This window comes from Comamonas squillarum (assembly GCF_025309455.1).
Lineage (GTDB): Bacteria > Pseudomonadota > Gammaproteobacteria > Burkholderiales > Burkholderiaceae_C > Comamonas > Comamonas squillarum.
Genome location: NZ_CP104377.1, coordinates 1991809 through 2009355 on the forward strand (window position 1 = coordinate 1991809; position 17547 = coordinate 2009355).

Below are 17547 nucleotides of genomic sequence, written 5' to 3' on the forward strand. Positions count from 1 at the left end.
AAAGGCTGCTTAGGCTTTAGCGGCAATGTCCTTGGCAATCAAGTCGACGAATGCATCGATGGACATCACACCGAGGTCTTTCCCGCCCCGGGCGCGCACTGCTACGGCTCCGGCTGCCTTCTCCTTGTCGCCAGCGACAAGAATATAGGGCAGCTTTTGCAACGAATGCTCCCGTATTTTATACGTAATCTTCTCGTTGCGCAGATCGGTAACCACACGCAGCCCTTGGCTGGGCAAGGCCTTACGCAGTTTGTCGGCCACTTCCTGCACGTAGGCGCCTTGCGCATCGGTGATGTTGAGCACTGCCACCTGCGTGGGCGCGAGCCATGCGGGCAGCGCGCCGGCGTGCTGCTCGATCAGGATGCCGATGAAGCGCTCGAGCGAGCCCACGATCGCGCGGTGCAGCATGATGGGGCGGTGGCGCTCGCCGTCTTCGCCGACGAACTCGGCATCGAGGCGCTCGGGCAGGTTCGGGTCGACCTGGATGGTGCCGCACTGCCATTCACGGCCCAGCGCGTCCTTCAAGGTGTACTCGATCTTGGGGCCGTAGAACGCGCCCTCACCGGGCAGGTACTCGAACTCGCAACCCGAGGCGCGCAGGCCTTCGGCCAGCGCCGCTTCGGCCGCATCCCAGCTCTCGTCGCTGCCGATGCGCTTTTCAGGGCGGGTCGAGAGGCGGTAGAGGATGTTGGTGAAGCCAAAGTCTGCATACACCTTTTGCAGCAGCGCGGTGAACGCGGTCACCTCGGCCTGGATCTGCTCGGGCAGGCAGAAGATGTGGCCGTCATCTTGCGTGAAGGCGCGCACGCGCATGATGCCGTGCAGCGAGCCGGTAGGCTCGTTGCGGTGGCAGGCACCAAACTCACCAAAGCGCAGCGGCAGATCGCGGTAGCTCTTGATGCCTTGCTTGTAGATGAGGATGTGGCCGGGGCAGTTCATCGGCTTGAGCGCGTACTCGCGCTTTTCCGACTCGGTCGTGAACATGTTCTCGCGGTACTTGTCCCAGTGGCCGGTCTTCTCCCACAAGGTCTTGTCCAGGATCTGCGGGCCCTTGACTTCCTGGTAGCCGTTGTCGCGGTACACCTTGCGCATGTACTGCTCGACTTCCTGCCAGATCGACCAGCCCTTGGGGTGCCAGAACACGGTGCCGGGCGAATGCTCGTCGATGTGGAACAGGTCGAGTTCGCGGCCGAGCTTGCGGTGGTCGCGCTTTTCAGCCTCTTCGAGCATCGTCAGGTACTGCTGCAGATCGTCCTTGCTGGCCCAGGCCGTGCCGTAGATGCGTTGCAGCATCTCGTTGTTGTGGTCGCCGCGCCAGTAGGCACCGGCCACCTTCATCAGCTTGAAATGCTTGAGCTTGCCGGTGCTGGGCACGTGGGGGCCACGGCACAGGTCTTCGAACGCGCCTTCGCGGTACAGACTCACATCTTCATTGCTGGGGATGGAGGCAATGATCTCGGCCTTGTAGTTCTCACCCAGGCCCTTGAAGTAGGCCACGGCTTCGTCACGCGGCAGCACGCGGCGCACCACGGGCTCGTCCTTGTTGGCCAGCTCGGTCATGCGCTTTTCGATCGCCACCAGGTCTTCGGGCGTGAAGGGGCGCTTGTAGGCGAAGTCGTAGTAGAAACCGTTGTCGATCACCGGGCCGATGGTGACCTGGGCTTCCGGGAACAGCTCCTTGACGGCGTAGGCCAGCAAGTGGGCGGTGGAGTGGCGGATCACTTCCAGGCCATCGGCATCCTTGGCCGTCACGATGGACAGCGGCATGTCGCGGTCAATGACAAAGCTGGTGTCCACCACCTTGGCGTTGTCGCCCAGACCTACCTTGCCAGCCAGCGCGGCCTTGGCCAGGCCAGCGCCAATCGATGCAGCGACCTCGGCCACCGACACGGGGCCCGGGTAGTCGCGCTTGGAGCCATCGGGAAGCGTAATTTGAACCATGAGAAATCCTAAATAATCGTGAGCTTTTACCAAGCCGCGCTGCCAGAAAAGCAAAAAGCGCGGAGCTTGTCCGCGCTTTGGTGTGAGGAGACGAAATCGTCGTACAGGCGCGAACCACCGGCCTTACTGGCCAGTCAAACCCCAAGTGGTTGTAGTTCGCGGTGTCATAACCGATGTTGCCTTTCTCGCTCTTACCAGTGGATGGAATCTAAAACGACTGTCATTTTCCCACATTCTGATGCAATCTGCTGGTCTTCCCGCAATCCGGGCGCCAACGGGCTTGCCATAATCAAAACGATAGCAGACCTTGACGATTAGATATGCCCTATCGCTACGCCCGATCTGTTGGAATGTCCGCCTGCCTGGCTGCGTTATTGCTGCAAGGGGGCTGCTCCAGCACCCCCGCCACCCGTGGCAAAGTCCCCGAACGCGATATGCAGGCCCAGGAGTGGGGCCAGTCCGATGTGAACCGCATGGCCACCTTGAGCATGCGCGCCAACCTGCAAAGCCTGTATGTGCTGATGGACAAGCTCTACCGCCGCAATCCGCAGGAGTGGCGCAAGGGCGGTTTTGACAACCGCGAGGCGGCGATGAAGGCCGTGCGCGAGGCGATCGAAAACCAGCAACCCTGGCCCGAACTGTTGGATCAACGCGACATTGCCGGCATGAGCATGGCGCTGGCGCCCGAGTTTGCCGGCGACCGGGTGGCCGCCTTCACCTGGGCCACGGCCGACATGCTGATCACCGCCTATGGCGGCCGCACCACCTTCTACCTGATCCATGGGCTTGATGCCCAGGCGGTCTACAACGCGTCGCGCAACCTGGAGATTGCCAACTGGATGCTCACCCACCGCAAGCTGGGCAATGGCCAAACCATGCTGCTGAGCAACGAGCTCAATGCCAGCGAGCGCAACCTGAGCTTCGAGCGCGAATTTGGCAAGATGATTGCCCGCAATGACCTGATGGCCGATGTCGTATCCGAGAAATACCGCCGCGCGGTGATTGGCTATGTGCAGGGGCTGGCCGGCGGCAGCTTGCTGCAGTTTCTGCCGGTGCAGGCGGTGGCGCATTAACGCGCCCTCCTCACCCGCCCCATTTACTGAACCTGGCGCTTATCGCGCGGGCAGCGGCAGATGCAGGCTGCGCTTGAGCGTGGCCAGCGCAATCGAGGTGTTGAAGCGCTGGATATTCTGATCGCCGTCAAACAGCCGCTGGGTGATCGCCTGGTACTCCTGCATGTCACCCGCAGTCACCACCAGCAGGTAGTCCGTCTGGCCGGTGACGGCATAGCACTGCTGCACCGCCGTCTCAGCCGCCACCCGGGCGCGGAAGCCCTGGGTCAGCGCATCGAGCTCATTGACCAGCTGCACCTCGATAAAGATCGTCAGCGGCCGGCCCACCGCCTCGGGGCTGAGCTGTGCGGTATTGGCCGCAATCACACCGCTGTCTTGCAGACGGCGGATGCGGCGCTGCACGGCAGCCGGTGACAGGTTCACCTGCTCGGCCACCTCGCGCTGGGGGCGCAGGTTGTCGCGCTGCAGGATGGCCAAAATGGCCAAGTCGAAGGAATCGAGTTCAGCGTTCATCGCGAGGGCCTGGAGGGGGAGTGCGCAGCAAGAGCGAAACTTGCATTTGGCACCGAATTTTCGAGCAATTTACTTCGCCCAACTGCAATATTATCTCGGCCATGCAAGATTCTCTCTGGCAGCGGCTGCTGCCCTCCTTGGCCGTATTGGGCTCGGTCAGCGCGCTGTGCCTGGGCACCAGCTTTGCCAAACACCTGTTCCCCGTTGTCGGCGCCCAGGGCACTACTGCGTTGCGCGTGGGCTTTTCGGCATTGCTGCTGCTGCTCATCTGGCGCCCCTGGCGCTTTGGGCCTACCAAGGCGCACCTGGGGCAGATTGCGATCTTTGGCGTGGTGCTGGGGCTCATGAACCTGCTGTTTTACATGGCCATCAAGCGCCTGCCCTTTGGCGTGACGGTGGCCATCGAGTTTGTCGGCCCTCTGTCGGTGGCGGTGTGGACCTCGCGCCGGCTGCTCGATCTGGTCTGGCTGGGCTTGGCGGCGCTGGGCCTGTTTTTGCTGCTGGTGCTGCCGATGTTTGGTGTGCAGACTGCCGCGCTCGACCCGGTGGGCCTGTGCTTTGCGATCCTGGCCTCGGCCTGCTGGGCCGGCTACATCGTGCTGGGCAAGCGCGCCGGCCATATGCATGGCGGCATGGTGGTGTCACTGGCACTGCTGACTGCCGCCATTGTGGTGGTGCCCTTTGGCATTGCCGAGGCCGGCGCCAAGCTGCTGCAGCCCTCGATCCTGCTCTATGGCCTGGCAGTGGCCGCAGTCTCCAGCGCCATTCCCTACACCTTGGAGATGTTTGCGCTCAAGCGTCTGAGCTCTGGGGCCTTTTCCACCATGCTCGCCACCGAGCCGGCCATTGCAGCCATTGCCGGCATGCTGGTGCTGGGCGAGCTGCTAACCGCAACCCAGTGGTCAGCCATTGGACTGATCATGTTTGCAGCGATGGGCAGCGCGCTGACGGCCAAGCCCTCTGCCCCGCCGCAGGCGGCAGCGCCCAAGACCGAAGGCCAGGCCGTCGCCTGAGCACGCCACCCACCCGCCCATGAAAAAAGCGCCTGCCGCATAGTCGGCAAGCGCTTGGGTATTGGGATGGAAGCAGCTTAGTTCTCGCCCGCCCACTCCACCTTGGCGCCCAGGCTTTGCAGGTTCTCGACAAAGCGCGGGTGCGCGCGCTTGATCGGCGCGGCATTGCGAATCTCGGAGCGCCCTTCAATGCTGGCGGCAACCATGAACAAGGCAATGGCCACGCGGATGATGTAGGGGCTCTCCACCACGGCGGGGCTGAGCGGGTTGCCGCCCAGCGTGACGATGCGGTGCGGGTCGGACGAGAACACATGGGCACCGAACTTGGACAGCTCGCCGGTCCAGCCCAGGGCGCCGTCATAGACCTTGTTCCAGAACATCGCATTGCCTTCGGCGCGCACACCCAGCGCGATGAAGATCGGCAGCAGATCGACCGGGAAGTACGGCCAGGGTGCGGCCTCGACCTTGGTCAGCACATTGCGGGTAAACGGCGTCTCGACCTTGAGCGGGCCCTTGCGGATGGCGCGCGACCAGCCATCCTTGTGCTCGATCTGCACGCCAAACTTGGCAAAGGTGCGGTCGATCAGCGGGAAGTTGTCGGGGGTTCGGTTGCGCACCTGCACATCGCCGCCGGTGATCGCGCCCAACGCCAAGAAGGTGGTGATCTCGTGGAAGTCTTCCTCAAAATGGAACTCGCCGCCGCCCAGCTGCTCGACGCCATGCACCGTCAGGCGCGAGGTGCCAATGCCCTCGATCCTGGCGCCCAGCATCACCATGAAGCGGCAGAACTCCTGCACATGCGGCTCGCAGGCGGCATTGGTCAGCACCGAGCTGCCCTTGGCCGTGGCCGCGCACAGCACAAAGTTTTCGGTGGTGGTGACCGAGGCATAGTCGAGCCAGTGCTGGGTGGCCTGCAGCGGGCCATCGCAGCGCACGATGAGCGACCCCTCGCCATGCTCCACGCGGCCGCCAAAGCGGCGGAACACCTCGATGTGCGGATCGATCTCGCGCACACCCAGGGTGCAGCCCTTGACGTTGTCCTCCAGCCGCGCCACGCCAAAACGGGCCAGCAGCGGCGGCACCAGCATGATGGACGAGCGCATTTCCTCGGGCAGGTGGTGCTTGCAGGCATCAAAATGCGTGTCGTGGTGGTGGAGTTGGAGCACGCCGCTGGCATAGTCCATCTGCACGCTCGAGCCGAGCTTGCCAAAGATGTCCAGGATCTTGCGCACATCGGTGATGTCCGGAACGCCATGGAGCACCAGGGGCTGGGCCGTCAACAACGTCGCGCACAGCACAGGCAAAACGGCATTCTTGTTGGACGAGGGAATGATGCGGCCCTGCAAAGGGGTGCCGCCGTGCACGATGAGTTTGGACATGGATGGGGGGAGGTCGCGAATTCTGGAGTGGCCCGTGGCAGTGTGCGCTATCCGGGCCGACCCTGCATGGTACAGCGTCCAAAACAACAAAAGGCACTCGGTTGGAGTGCCTTTTGTAAATACCCGTCAACAAAATGTGCGGGATGGTGTTATGCCCTGCCAGGGCAGCTCACTTGCCGATCAGAATGCGGGGACGACGGCGCCCTTGTACTTCTCCAGGATGAATTTCTTCACATCGTCGCCATGCAGCGCACGGGTCAGCTTGGCAATCGCCTCGTCATTGGCGCGGTCTGCACGGGCGGCAATGATGTTGGTGTAGGGCGAATCGGCGCCTTCGATAAAGAGCGCGTCCTTCGTGGGGTTGAGCTTGGCTTCGATCGCGTAGTTGGTGTTGATCAGGGCCAGATCCACGTCACCGAGCGCGCGCGGCAGCAGCGGCGCTTCGAGTTCCTTGAACTTGAGCTTCTTGGGGTTCTTGGCGATGTCCAGCGGCGTCGAAGTCAGCTTGGAGGCGTCCTTGAGCTCGATCAGGCCGTGCTTTTGCAGCAGCAGCAAGGCGCGGCCGCCGTTGGACGGGTCATTGGGGATGGCCACGGTGGCGCCGTCCTTCAGGTCCTTGATGTTCTTGATCTTGCTGGAGTAGGCGCCAAAGGGCTCCACATGCACCTTGCCATTGGGCACTTGCACCAGCGAGCTCTTGCGGTCCTTGTTGTAGCTGTCCAGGTAAGGCTGGTGCTGGAAGAAGTTGGCATCGAGCTGCTTGTCTTCCACCGCCGCATTGGGCTGGATGTAGTCACTGAACTCGCGCACTTGCAGATCCACACCCTCAGCCTTGAGCTTGGGCTTGATGAAATTGAGGATTTCGGCATGTGGCACCGGCGAGGCCGCCACTTTCAGCACCACATCAGCAGCGTGGGCAGACACGGCCAAGGCCGCGATGGCAAGAACGGAAAGCGTTTTTTTGAACATGGTGTTTTGAACAGATGAGAAAGACCAGCCCGGGCAACACATGGATTTTTTCTTGATGGGACTGAACCAAGATGGTGCAAGTCTAGCCTTGATTGGCATATCGATCAAAGAATATAAAGAGATTTGGTTATAAAGAAATTGATCTTTATGGCCCAAAGCCACAGTCCGGGCAGCCGCCGGGCGCCGGCCGCGCTATGCTCTGGGCCATGTCTAGCCCGTTTGACCCCGATCAGCTGCTGCGCCTGCTCACCACCCCCATGCCTTTTGGCAAGTACCAGGGCCGCGCCATTGCGGACCTGCCAGGCAATTACCTCAACTGGTTTGCGCGGGAGGGCTTTCCCAAAGGCGATCTGGGCCGGCTGCTGGCACTGATGCACGAGATCGACCACAACGGCCTGGGCGAGTTGCTGCACCCTCTGCGCGCCAGCCTGCAGGCGAGCGGGCAGGCAGCTGGACAGCCTCCGCGAAAATGAAAAAACCCGCAGGCTCCCAGCAGCTGCGGGTGGGTTCAGGTTGTTGAGAAGCTGCTTTACTTGACGGCAGAGCGGGCTGCGTCGGCCTTGGCCTTGGCATCATCGGCCTGCTTTTGCAGCGCCGCCGCTTCGGCCTCTGCCTTCTTGGCTTCGGCTTCCTTGGCAGCGGCTTCTTCCTTGCCCTTGTCACCGCCCATGGCGCCCGCCATGGCACTGCCGGCCATCGTGCCAGCAACGGCGCCCACGGCAGCTGCGCCCATGGTGCCCATCATGCTGGAGCCGCCAGCGGTCGGTGCCGCGGCGGCCGGTGCCGCAGCGGCAGGGGCTGCAGCCGCTGCTGGAGCGGCCGCGGGTGCAGCGGCGGCTGGTGTCGCAGGCTTGGCTGCCGGTGCAGGGGCCGCCTTTTGCGTGGCTGCGGGACGCTTGACACCGCCGCCCATGCGCTTGGCGTGGGCCAGGCCTGGCAGAACCAGACCAGCAATGGTCAAAGCAAGAACGGATGCAGAGGTGCGAAAAGAGGGGTTCACTACGAAATTTCCAAATAAAAGGCCGGGGCCACAGGCGGGGTGCCTGCTTGCCTACCCTGGGTACATGAGGGGAAACGCTGCAAATTCAAGTGCTTGTAGGCACGGCTTGCAGCGGTATGGCTCGGCTTTGGTTATTCGTTATGCGTAGCGCGCAGCTATAAATATTGTAGAGCAAGCCAGCGGCAGGGCTTGATCTACAAGACCTTGGGCGCCGCCCGCTATCGCCTGGCTCAGGCCGCTGCGATGCTGCCGAGCCCGCTGTATACCCACCAGGCCAGCGCCAGCATCATCACGCCGGTAAAGCCGTCCATCACGCGCCAGGCCTGGGGCTTGGCAAACAGCGTTTGCAGGCGCCGGCCGGCGCTGGCCAGCATCACAAACCAGGCGAGACTCGCACTGGCCGCACCCAGCACAAAGATCCATTTGAGGCTGCCGTCCTGGCGTGCGCCGATCGAGCCCACCAGCACCACCGTGTCCAGGTAGACATGGGGGTTGAACAAGGTGATGACGACCAGCGCACCCAGCACGCGCCACAGGCCGCGCCGGGCCGCCGTGGCCGGCGCACCGTCCCCATCGGCAGCAGGCGCTGCGCCAGCGGGCATCGCGGCGCGCCACAGAGCCATCAGGCCATAGGCCAGCAAAAACAGTGCGCCGCCCAAGGTGAGGTAGTAGGCCAGGGTGGGCGAATCCCCCAGCACCTGGGCCATGCCGGCCACGCCAATACCGATCAGCAACGCATCGCTGAACACGCACCAGGCGACGCAGGCGCGCACATGCTCGCCGCTCACGGCCTGGCGCAGCACATAGAGGTTTTGCGCACCGATCGAGACGATCAAAGAAAGGCAGACCGTGAAACCGGCCAGCCAGGTAGAAGTCATGCTTGTTGTCCACATGGCGGCTATTGTGCGGCGCACCACTAAATCAGTAAAATTAAACAATCTTAGTCAAATGAAGCAAAACTAAATGCTGGACTACCTGGGACTGGCCGCGCTGGCGGCCGTGGTGCGCGAGGGCAGCTTCGAGCGCGCCGCCAAGAAACTCCATGTCACCCCATCGGCGGTGTCGCAGCGCATCAAGCAGCTCGAGGAGCGCAGCGGCCAGGTGCTGGTGCAGCGCGGCAATCCCTGCACCGGCACCGAGGCCGGCCTGCGTCTGTGCCTGCACCTCGAGCAGGTGGCCTTGCTGGAAAACGCCCTGCGCCGCAGCAACCCCGATCTGCTGCCCGACGCGCCGGTCGCGCCCACCATCAAGCTGGCTGTCAATGCCGACTCGCTCTCGACCTGGTTCATGGATGCGATGGCCGAATTCACCGCCTCGGGCAACGAGCTGCTGGATTTGCGCGTGGACGACCAGGACCACACCGCCCAGGCGCTGCGCGAAGGGGCGGTGCTGGGCGCAGTGACCGGCACCAGCGGCCAGATTCCGGGCTGCAACAGCTGGCCGCTGGGCACGATGCGCTATGTGGCAGCGGCCAGCCCCGGCTTTATGACGCGTTACTTTGCAGACGGGGTGAGCACCCAGGCGCTGGCCCAGGCGCCCATCATGACCTTTGACCGCAAGGACCGGCTGCAGGACCAGTGGCTGCAGGCCCAGGGCATGGCCTCGCGCGGCAGCGGTCCCCGGCATTTTCTGCCATCCAACCAGGGCTATGTGCGTGCCTGCGAGATCGGCATGGGCTGGGGCATGCACCCCACGGTGCTGATTGCCGAGCAGCTCGCGCGCGGCAGCCTGGTGCCGCTGGTGCCCGACACCCCGCTGGACGTGCCGCTGTACTGGGCGCTGCCGCGCAGCGCGCAGACCAGCCTGGCCCGGTTGACGGACTGCGTCATGCGCGCAGCCAGCCGCGTGCTCACGCCTGCGGCTTGAGCCTTGCTGCCCTGGGGTTGTCAGCAAGGCGCAGGCTGGTGCGCCTATGATGCTGGCAGCGGCAGCACCGGCCTACCTGGGCGCTGCCGCAGAGGGAGGACTCCATGGTTTTCATTAGAAAGAGCACAGCATGATTGAGGTGCAGGATCTCATCGTCGACTACCCCGGCCACCGCGCGCTGCGTGGCGTGAGCCTGCAGATCGAGGCGGGCACCGTCACCGCCTTGGTGGGGCCCAATGGCGCGGGCAAATCCACCTTGCTGCGCTGCATTACCGGGCTGGAAGCGCCGCTGAGCGGCAGCACCCGGGTGGCAGGCATTGATGTGCAGCAAGCGCCCCGCCGCGCCCACCAGTGCATGGGCTATCTGTCGGATTTCTTCGGGCTCTACGAGACCCTGAGCGTGGCCCAGTGCCTGCAGTACGCCGCCGAAAGCCAGGGCCTGAGCCGCCAGGCAGCCACCGCGCGCGTGCATGCCGTGGCCGAGCAATTGGCGCTGACGGCCAAGCTGGGCCATGCCACGCGCAATCTCTCGCGCGGCCAGCGCCAGCGCGTGGCCATTGGCCAGGCCATCATCCATGAGCCCCAGGTGCTGCTACTCGATGAGCCCGCCAGCGGGCTCGATCCGGAAGCGCGCAGCAGCCTCTCGACCCTGTTCCGCCAGCTGCAGGCCCAGGGCATGACCCTGGTCGTCTCCAGCCACATCCTGAGCGAGCTCGACGAGTACTGCAGCCATATCCTGTCGATCCGCGAAGGCCGCATCACCAGCCACGGGCCCCTGAATGCGGTCGCTGGCGCCGGCGGCATCGGCGCCCTGCCCTCCGAGCTGGTGATGCAGCTGGAGCTGGCCGCGCCGCTCGCCCAGCCCGAGCTGGCACTGGCTGGCTACCGCCTGGTCGATATGCGTGCGGGCCGTGAGGGCAGCGCCTCTCATATCCTGTGGATTGGCATGCCTGCGCATGACACTGCTGCCCGCGTGCAGCTGCTGCAGCAGCTCGTGGCCCATGGTGCGCAGGTGCTGGGCTACCAAGAGGCGCGCACCAGCCTGCAGGAGCGCTACCAGCAAAGCCTGGAGGCCCCCGTTGATCCCCAAGCGCTGTTTGCCAAGGAGTGGCCATGAATCCGGAATTTCGCCGCCAGCTCAGCCTGGAGCTGAGCCCTGCGCGCCTGGTGCTGATGCCGGCCATCTTGCTGATGCTGGCCATCTGCGTGTTTGTGATCGAGGGCAAGCAGCCGCTGGTTTATTTGCACAAGGGTGCGATGACGCTGGTAGGCCTGCTGGCCGCCTGCGTGGGCACCTTCACCGCACTGTCCAGCATCAATGACGAGCTGAACGAACGCACCTGGGACCAGCAGCGCATGAGCGCCATGGGCCCCTGGCGCATGGCCTGGGGCAAACTGCTGGGCGGCCCCAGCTATGCCTGGTATGGCGCGCTGCTGTGCACCGCAGCGGCCCTGCTGTGCGGCTTCTGGCTGGGCGAGCTGGCCGAGACCGTGCTGGTGCTCGTCCTCACCATTGTGGGCGCCTGCGCGCTGCACTGCGCGATGATGGCCAGCCGCCTCTACAGCATGGATCCCAACAAACCGGCCACGAGCCGCAATGTCTGGGTGCTGGTGGTGCTGGTGTTCCTGCTGCTGCAACTCGTCAGCAGCCTGGTGGTGGGGCTGGACAGCCTGCTGGGCGGTGACGGTGGCGGCGCCTGGTGGGGCCTGCATCTGGGCTCGGGCGCGCTGCTGCTGATTTTCGCGGCCGCCAGTTTGCTGCTGGGTCTGCTGGCGCTGTGGCGGGCCATGTCCATGCAGCTGTCGGTGCCCACCACGCCCTGGGCCTGGGCGCTGGGCAATGCGGCGGGCTGTCTGCTGCTCGTGGGCCTGGTGCCCAGCGGCACCGGCCGGGCGCTGACCGGCATGCTGCTGCTGGCGCTGGTAACCTACTACGCCGCTGCGCTCGAGAGCCAGGTGGCGCAGCGCTGGCGCGCCCTGCTCTATAGCGCGCAGCACGGCCAGTGGCGGCGCTTTTGGCAGAACATGCCACTGTGGCCGATCAGCTGGTGCATGGCATTTGCGGTGCTGCTGCCAGCCTACCTGTTGTGGAATGCCGACCCGCTGTCCAACCGCTCCCAACTGGGCCCGCTGGCCTTCATGGTGCTGCTGCATGTGCTGCGCGACTGCGGCATCTACCTGGTGTTCTCGCTGCGCAAAAGCAGCCGCTCGCCGCTGGGCATGACCTTGCTGGTGGTCTTTGTGCTCAGCGCCCTGCTGCCGGCCATGTTCTGGTCACTGGGGCTGGCGCCGCTGTTCGAGCCGCTGTTTGGCGCCTTTGACCCGCGCCTGTCGTCCAACTTCCAGCATGCGCCGGCGCTGGGCTGGCTCGCCTGGAGCGGTATGCTGGTGCAGTTGGCCGTGCTGGCCGTAGCGCTGGTGTGGCGCCTCAAGGCCATCACGCCCCGCAGCGCGGCGAAGGACGATATCTTTGCGCTTTAGGCACCTATCCACCGCCTGCTAAGGCGGGCCGCTGCCAGCCTCAGGCCTGGGGCATGAAGGCATCGTGGCGGCTGGGCTCGGCCCCTGCTTTGCGCGGGGCCGCAGCGGCAGCCGCCTGGGACGCGGCCATGCAGGGAATCGTGGCCGGCTGGCGCAGCGGATGGAAGTTCAGCAGCTGCGTGGCCATCATGGTCTCGACCATGAAGCAGCACAGCGCCGAGACAAAGCTGACCACGCCCAGGCCAAAGCTGAACATGGCTGCCAGCGACCAGCTGTTGGCGTCGATCTCGGTCTTGGTGGTCTGGCCGACGAACAGCAAGATGATGGTCAGCGCAATCAGCGCGCCGCACAAGGTCAGCAAACCAATGCAGAGATTGGCCAGGCGCCCGCGGCGGCGCAGAAAGTTCAGCTCCAGCAAGGAGCGCTGCACATAGTCCTCGTCCTTGGAGGCCATCATGCGGTCTTCGAGCACGCGGCCCCGGTCGATGATGCGCGCGAGCCGGCCGGCGACGGCGCCAATCATGCCCGCCACCCCGGTGAGAAAGAAAACGGGAGCCACAGCCAGCTGGATGCTGTGGGTGATGTTGCTGACGTCGATGGACATGGTGTTAGGGCAGAGATGGTGGACAAACTGCGCTGCAGCACACGCCTTGTGCAGGCTGCAACGCCTGCAATGAACACTGCAAAATTCAAGCCAACATTCTCGCACCAAATAGGTGCAAACCCTAATACCTTTTCCGCCCTGTTTCTGGGCTGATTTGCAGCAAATTGTGTGCTCAGTAGTGCGGCGGCAGCTCGTCGCGTGCACCTGGCGCAACAGATCCGGTCTCGGGCATGCGCTGCTGCAGGTCTTTGACCAGGTGCAGCAGGCGGTCGATCTGCTGCTGCTGCTTGTATATCGTCAGGTTCAGCTCTTCGAGCAGGTCGTCGGCATAGGCGGACTTGATCTCCAAGGCTTCAAGGCGCTGCTGCAGGGGTTCGAGGGTGGACATGGCGGCTCCTGGCTAAAAACGGGGCGGGCGAGGCAAAGAATAACGCCGGCATGTGACAGCGCACATGCCGGCGTTGGGGTGTCAACAACGCTTACAGCGCCTTGGCCAGACGGGCAATGCCCTCTTCGATGCGCGCGATATCGGCGGTGGCAAACGACAGGCGCAGGGTCGAGGTATCGGGGTTCTGCGCGAAGAACGGCGTGCCGGGCACAAAGGCCACGCCCTGCTCGATGGCGCGCTTGGCCAGCGCATTGCCGTCCGTCTCCTGGCCTCGGGCGCCCGTCAGCTGCACCCAGATGAACATGCCGCCCAGCGGCTGCACAAAGCGCACGGCATCGCCCAGCTGGCTGCGCAGACCCTCGCCCATGGCCTTGCTGCGCGCCGCGTAGGTGGTGCGCACGCGGTCCAAGGTGGCGGGCATGCGGCCGGCTTTGAGGTACTGGGCGGCGGTGGCCTGGCTGAAGGTGCTGGTATGCGCATCGCTGAACTGCTTGCACATCACGCACTTGCCCAGCAGCTCGGCCGGCGCAATCAGCCAGCCCAGGCGCAGGCCGGGGCTGAGCACCTTGCTCATGCTGCCGCAGTGGGCCAGGTAGTCACGGCTGCCGGGCACGCTGTCCGACAGCGCCAGCATGCTGGGCGGCGGCGGCGCATCAAAATACAGGTCGCCATAGGGATCGTCCTCGACCACCAGGGTCTGGTGGCGCACGGCCATCTCCAGAACCTGGCGGCGGCGCTCCAGGCTCAGCAGCGCGCCGCTGGGGTTGCCAAAGGTGGGGATCAGGTAGACCAGCTTGGGCTGATGCTCGGCGATCAGTTGCTCCAGCGCTTCGGGGATGACGCCGTTCTCATCGGTGGGGGCGCTGATGACTTCGGCGCCGTAGAGGCGAAAGCACTGGATCGTGGCCAGAAAGGTCGGGCCCTCGACGATCACCTTGTCGCCGGGCGAGATCATGGTCTTGCCCAGCAGGTCCAGCGCCTGCTGGCTGCCGGTGGTGACGATGAGCTGCTCGGGCGTCAGCGACTGCACGCCCTTGGCGGCCATCAGACCGACGATCTGCTCGCGAAACGGCTGGTAGCCCTCGGTCGCACCGTACTGCAGCGCGGCGCCCGGCTCCTCGGTCAGCGCCGCATTGGCGGCCTCGCGCACCCCTTCCACATCGAACATGGCTGCATCCGGAAAGCCCCCGGCAAAACTGATGATGCCGGGCTTGCCCAGCAGCTTGAACAGTTCACGGATGGCGGACGTCTCGACATTGTCGAGGCGGGAGGCAAAGCGCAGTGTCATGGAGTGTTCTCTCAAATCAAAAAAGCGCAGCCAGGTCGAGCGACCGGCCGCCTTGGCATTTTGCTACTTTTTACCGGCCCCATGCGTCGCTCTGGCATCCCTGAGCCCGCCATTGGCCTCTCCTATCGACTATGCTTGCGGTCCAAAGGATTTTGTCACCATGCGCATCGCCGCTTTCTTTATTGTTTTGGTCAAATTGCTGGCCTCGCTGCTCATGCTCGCAGGCGTTGTCTGGGCCTGCGGGGCGCTGTGGTTTCAGCTGGCACAGTCGGTCAAGTCGGGCTCGGCCCGGGGTCTGCTGCTGGGGGTCTGGGTGGGGGTGGGCCTGTACTGCATCTTCCTGCTGTGGCAGCAGCGTGCGCCCCGGGGTTTGCTGATCTATGGTCTGCTGTTGGCGGGCATCCTGGCCTGGTGGGCCAGCATCCAGCCGTCCAACACGCGCAAATGGGCGCCGGATGTAGCCCAGCAGCTGTCGGGCACAGTGCAGGGCGACCTGGTGCAGCTGCACAATGTGCGCAATTTTGACTGGCAGACCGCAAGCAAGGCGACCCCGCGCTGGGAAGACCGCAACTATGACCTGCGCCAGCTCGTCTCGGTGGACATGAGCACCTCGTACTGGATGGGGCCGGCCATTGCCCACACCCTGGTGTCCTTTGGCTTTGACGATGGCAAGGGCCCGCGCCGCTACCTGACCTTCTCGGTGGAGATCCGCAAGGAGCGCGGCGAGCAGTTCTCGGCCGTAGGCGGCTTTTTCAAGCAGTTCGAGCAAAGCCTGGTCGCCGCCGATGAGCACGACATCCTGCGCGTGCGCAGCAATATGCGCGGGGAAGAGGTCTACCTCTACAGCGTCGCCATGCCGCGCGCTGCGATGCGCTCGCTGTTCATCGCCTATGTGGACAAGGCCAATGCGCTGGTCGAGACGCCGCAGTTCTACCACACGCTGTTTGCCAACTGCACCACCATCGTGTTCGAGATGGTGCGCCGCATCGTGCCAGGCCTGCCGATGGACTGGCGCCTGCTGGCCAGCGGCTACCTGCCCCAGTATGTGGACAGCCTGGGCGCCCTCGCCCGCCCGCATGACTTTGAGGCCATCCATGAGGCCGCGCACATCAACGCCCGCGCCAAGGCAGTGCGCCCGGGTGAGGATTTCTCGGCCGCCATCCGCCAGGGCGTGCCGCAGGCGCCGCTGCAGCCCTGATGCAGGGACCCAGGCTCAGGCCTTACCAGATAATGGCAGCCGAGCCTGCACAACAACACGATGAAAACCGCTGATATCCAACCCTTCTTCGCCACCTTGAAGGCGGCCAATCCTTCGCCCCAGACCGAGCTGGAATACACCTCGGTGTTCGAGCTGCTCGCTGCCGTGCTGCTGTCGGCCCAGGCAACCGATGTGGGCGTGAACAAGGCCACCCGCAAGCTCTTTCCGGTCGCCAACACGCCCCAGGCCATGCTGGCGCTGGGGCTGGAAGGCCTGGAGGGCTATATCAAGACCATCGGCCTGTACCGCAGCAAGGCCAAGCATCTGATGGAAACCTGCCGCATTCTGGTGGAACGCCATGGCGGCCAGGTGCCCGATACGCGCGAGGCGCTCGAAGCGCTTCCCGGCGTGGGCCGCAAGACCGCCAATGTGGTGCTCAATGTGGCCTTTGGCCAGCCGACGATGGCGGTGGACACCCATATCTTCCGCGTCAGCAACCGCACCGGCCTGGCGCCCGGCAAGAACCCGCTGGAGGTGGAAAAGCAGCTGATGCAGCGCGTGCCGGACGACTATGCCGTCGATTCGCACCACTGGCTGATCCTGCTGGGCCGCTATGTCTGCCAGGCGCGCAAGCCGCGCTGCTGGGAATGCCTGGTCAGCAGCTACTGCGATTTCTCGCCCAAGACACCGCCACCGCAAGGCGCGCTGCGCTGATCGCAGCGGCAAGGCATCAAGCGTTGCTCTGGGTGCTGACACCCGCCGATGCAAAGCTGGCCATGTCGCGCAGCATCGCGCAGGCCGACTCCAGCAGCGGCCAGGCCAGCGCCGCACCCGAGCCTTCGCCCAGGCGCAGCTGCCAGTCGAGCAAAGGCTGGGCCTGCAAGGCCGCCAGCAAGTGGCTATGGCCGGGCTCGCCCGAGCGGTGGGCATAGACGCAGCGCTCCAGCACGGCGGGCTGCAGGCGTGAGGCCACCAGCACGGCCGCGCTGGTGATAAAGCCATCGACCACGATCACGCGGCGCTCCAGCGCAGCCTGCAGCACCGCGCCCACCATTGTGGCCACTTCCAGCCCGCCCATCGCGGCCAGCACGGCCAGGGGCTCGTGCACATCGGCATGGCGCGCCAGCACCCGGCGCAGCACGGCGGCCTTGCGGGCTACGCCCTCGCCGCTCAGCCCGGTACCTGCGCCGGTGACGGTTTCCACATCCAGGTTGCACAGCCGCGCCAACAGCAGCGACGCGCTCGAGGTGTTGCCAATGCCCATCTCACCCAGCAGCAAGGCATTGCCGGGCAAGGCCTGCAGCAGCGCGCGGCCATTGGCAATGGCCGCTTCGCACTGCGCCATGTCCATCGCCGGGCCCAGGCTGCTGTCTTGCGTGCCCGGAGCCACCTTGCGCAGCCACAGGCGCGGCGTGCCTGGGGGCAACGCATCGCTCTGGGGTTCAAAAGCGCGGGCCACGCCGCAGTCGACCACATTCAGCGCCACGCCATGCTGACGCGAGAGCACACTCACCGCCGCCCCGCCAGCCAGAAAATTGCCCACCATCTGCCAGGTCACATCGGCCGGGTAGGCCGAAACGCCCTGCGCCACCAGGCCATGGTCGGCTGCAAACACCACCATCTGGGGGTCTGCCAGACGGGGCTGGGTGCTACCCAGAATGGAGGCGATGCGCAGCGCGAGGGCCTCCAGCAAGCCCAGCGAGCCCAGCGGCTTGGTCTTGTTGTCCAGCAGCTGCTGCACTTGCTGGCGAAAGGCGGCGTCCTCAATCGAGGCAATGGAAGGGATGAGCGGGGAGAACGAGGATTCGGACATGGTCAAGCTAGAGAACGGGGC

18 protein-coding genes are annotated in these 17547 nt (G+C 64.5%); 8 read left to right on the forward strand and 10 right to left on the reverse strand.

What is annotated here, in order from left to right:
- Window positions 1-9: 9 nt before the first annotated feature.
- Entirely contained in the window at window positions 10-1941 is a 1932-nt protein-coding gene (thrS, locus tag N4T19_RS09300; RefSeq protein WP_116925857.1) for a threonine--tRNA ligase, read from the reverse strand.
- A gap of 320 nt (window positions 1942-2261) precedes the next feature.
- On the opposite strand from thrS, the gene N4T19_RS09305 reads away from it, so the two are divergent.
- Window positions 2262-3014: a hypothetical protein gene (locus tag N4T19_RS09305; RefSeq protein ID WP_232539404.1), complete on the forward strand. Its 753-nt coding sequence runs from the start codon at window positions 2262-2264 to the stop codon at window positions 3012-3014.
- Window positions 3015-3053: 39 nt separating this feature from the next.
- On the opposite strand, the gene N4T19_RS09310 is transcribed toward N4T19_RS09305, so the two are convergent.
- Window positions 3054-3527, reverse strand: a complete 474-nt coding sequence (locus N4T19_RS09310; RefSeq protein ID WP_260719997.1) for an Lrp/AsnC family transcriptional regulator — start codon at window positions 3525-3527, stop codon at window positions 3054-3056.
- A 101-nt stretch (window positions 3528-3628) separates the two neighbouring features.
- Here N4T19_RS09310 and N4T19_RS09315 point away from each other — a divergent pair, with 101 nt between their 5' ends.
- Window positions 3629-4540, forward strand: a complete 912-nt coding sequence (locus N4T19_RS09315) for an EamA family transporter (protein ID WP_260719999.1) — start codon at window positions 3629-3631, stop codon at window positions 4538-4540.
- A gap of 77 nt (window positions 4541-4617) precedes the next feature.
- Here N4T19_RS09315 and N4T19_RS09320 read toward each other — a convergent pair whose 3' ends face one another.
- Together N4T19_RS09320 and N4T19_RS09325 are read right to left on the reverse strand one after the other, a co-directional pair.
- The gene (locus N4T19_RS09320) at window positions 4618-5919 is read right to left on the reverse strand and encodes a UDP-N-acetylglucosamine 1-carboxyvinyltransferase (protein ID WP_260720001.1); all 1302 of its coding nucleotides are present in this window, start codon (window positions 5917-5919) and stop codon (window positions 4618-4620) included.
- Window positions 5920-6099: 180 nt separating this feature from the next.
- Entirely contained in the window at window positions 6100-6888 is a 789-nt protein-coding gene (locus N4T19_RS09325) for a MetQ/NlpA family ABC transporter substrate-binding protein (protein ID WP_021025165.1), read from the reverse strand.
- A gap of 206 nt (window positions 6889-7094) precedes the next feature.
- Here N4T19_RS09325 and N4T19_RS09330 point away from each other — a divergent pair, with 206 nt between their 5' ends.
- The gene (locus tag N4T19_RS09330; protein WP_116925997.1) at window positions 7095-7361 is read left to right on the forward strand and encodes a DUF3820 family protein; all 267 of its coding nucleotides are present in this window, start codon (window positions 7095-7097) and stop codon (window positions 7359-7361) included.
- 56 nt (window positions 7362-7417) lie between these two features.
- Here N4T19_RS09330 and N4T19_RS09335 read toward each other — a convergent pair whose 3' ends face one another.
- The gene (locus tag N4T19_RS09335) at window positions 7418-7849 is read right to left on the reverse strand and encodes a hypothetical protein (RefSeq protein ID WP_260720003.1); all 432 of its coding nucleotides are present in this window, start codon (window positions 7847-7849) and stop codon (window positions 7418-7420) included.
- Window positions 7850-8118: 269 nt separating this feature from the next.
- Window positions 8119-8781 carry a LysE/ArgO family amino acid transporter gene (locus N4T19_RS09340; protein ID WP_182342947.1) on the reverse strand — a complete coding sequence of 221 codons (663 nt, stop codon included), beginning with the start codon at window positions 8779-8781 and terminating at the stop codon, window positions 8119-8121.
- 70 nt (window positions 8782-8851) lie between these two features.
- Between N4T19_RS09340 and N4T19_RS09345 the strand changes: the two genes are divergently transcribed.
- The 3 genes from N4T19_RS09345 to N4T19_RS09355 all read left to right on the forward strand — a co-directional run bounded on the left by N4T19_RS09345 (window position 8852) and on the right by N4T19_RS09355 (window position 12235).
- Window positions 8852-9754 (forward strand): HTH-type transcriptional regulator ArgP, encoded by a 903-nt coding sequence (locus N4T19_RS09345; protein WP_116925851.1) that lies wholly within the window; start codon window positions 8852-8854, stop codon window positions 9752-9754.
- Window positions 9755-9884: 130 nt separating this feature from the next.
- Window positions 9885-10871, forward strand: a complete 987-nt coding sequence (locus tag N4T19_RS09350) for an ABC transporter ATP-binding protein (RefSeq protein ID WP_260720005.1) — start codon at window positions 9885-9887, stop codon at window positions 10869-10871.
- The gene (locus N4T19_RS09355; RefSeq protein ID WP_116925850.1) at window positions 10868-12235 is read left to right on the forward strand and encodes a hypothetical protein; all 1368 of its coding nucleotides are present in this window, start codon (window positions 10868-10870) and stop codon (window positions 12233-12235) included. The genes N4T19_RS09350 and N4T19_RS09355 overlap by 4 nt, the downstream gene beginning before the upstream one ends.
- A gap of 40 nt (window positions 12236-12275) precedes the next feature.
- Here the strand turns inward: N4T19_RS09355 and N4T19_RS09360 are convergent, their stop codons facing one another.
- The 3 genes from N4T19_RS09360 to N4T19_RS09370 form a co-directional block, all read right to left on the reverse strand.
- Complete coding sequence (locus N4T19_RS09360; protein WP_116925849.1) at window positions 12276-12839, reverse strand: DUF2721 domain-containing protein; 564 nt, start codon at window positions 12837-12839, stop codon at window positions 12276-12278.
- Window positions 12840-13011: 172 nt separating this feature from the next.
- Complete coding sequence (locus tag N4T19_RS09365) at window positions 13012-13227, reverse strand: SlyX family protein (RefSeq protein ID WP_116925848.1); 216 nt, start codon at window positions 13225-13227, stop codon at window positions 13012-13014.
- A 91-nt stretch (window positions 13228-13318) separates the two neighbouring features.
- Window positions 13319-14515, reverse strand: a complete 1197-nt coding sequence (locus tag N4T19_RS09370) for an aminotransferase-like domain-containing protein (protein WP_116925847.1) — start codon at window positions 14513-14515, stop codon at window positions 13319-13321.
- A 160-nt stretch (window positions 14516-14675) separates the two neighbouring features.
- Here N4T19_RS09370 and N4T19_RS09375 point away from each other — a divergent pair, with 160 nt between their 5' ends.
- Together N4T19_RS09375 and nth are read left to right on the forward strand one after the other, a co-directional pair.
- Window positions 14676-15713 carry a lipoprotein N-acyltransferase Lnb domain-containing protein gene (locus N4T19_RS09375; protein WP_116925846.1) on the forward strand — a complete coding sequence of 346 codons (1038 nt, stop codon included), beginning with the start codon at window positions 14676-14678 and terminating at the stop codon, window positions 15711-15713.
- 60 nt (window positions 15714-15773) lie between these two features.
- On the forward strand, window positions 15774-16427 hold the full coding sequence (nth, locus tag N4T19_RS09380) for an endonuclease III (protein ID WP_116925845.1): 654 nt from the start codon (window positions 15774-15776) through the stop codon (window positions 16425-16427).
- Window positions 16428-16443: 16 nt separating this feature from the next.
- Here the strand turns inward: nth and cobT are convergent, their stop codons facing one another.
- Window positions 16444-17526 carry a nicotinate-nucleotide--dimethylbenzimidazole phosphoribosyltransferase gene (gene cobT / locus N4T19_RS09385; protein ID WP_260720009.1) on the reverse strand — a complete coding sequence of 361 codons (1083 nt, stop codon included), beginning with the start codon at window positions 17524-17526 and terminating at the stop codon, window positions 16444-16446.
- Window positions 17527-17547: the final 21 nt, after the last annotated feature.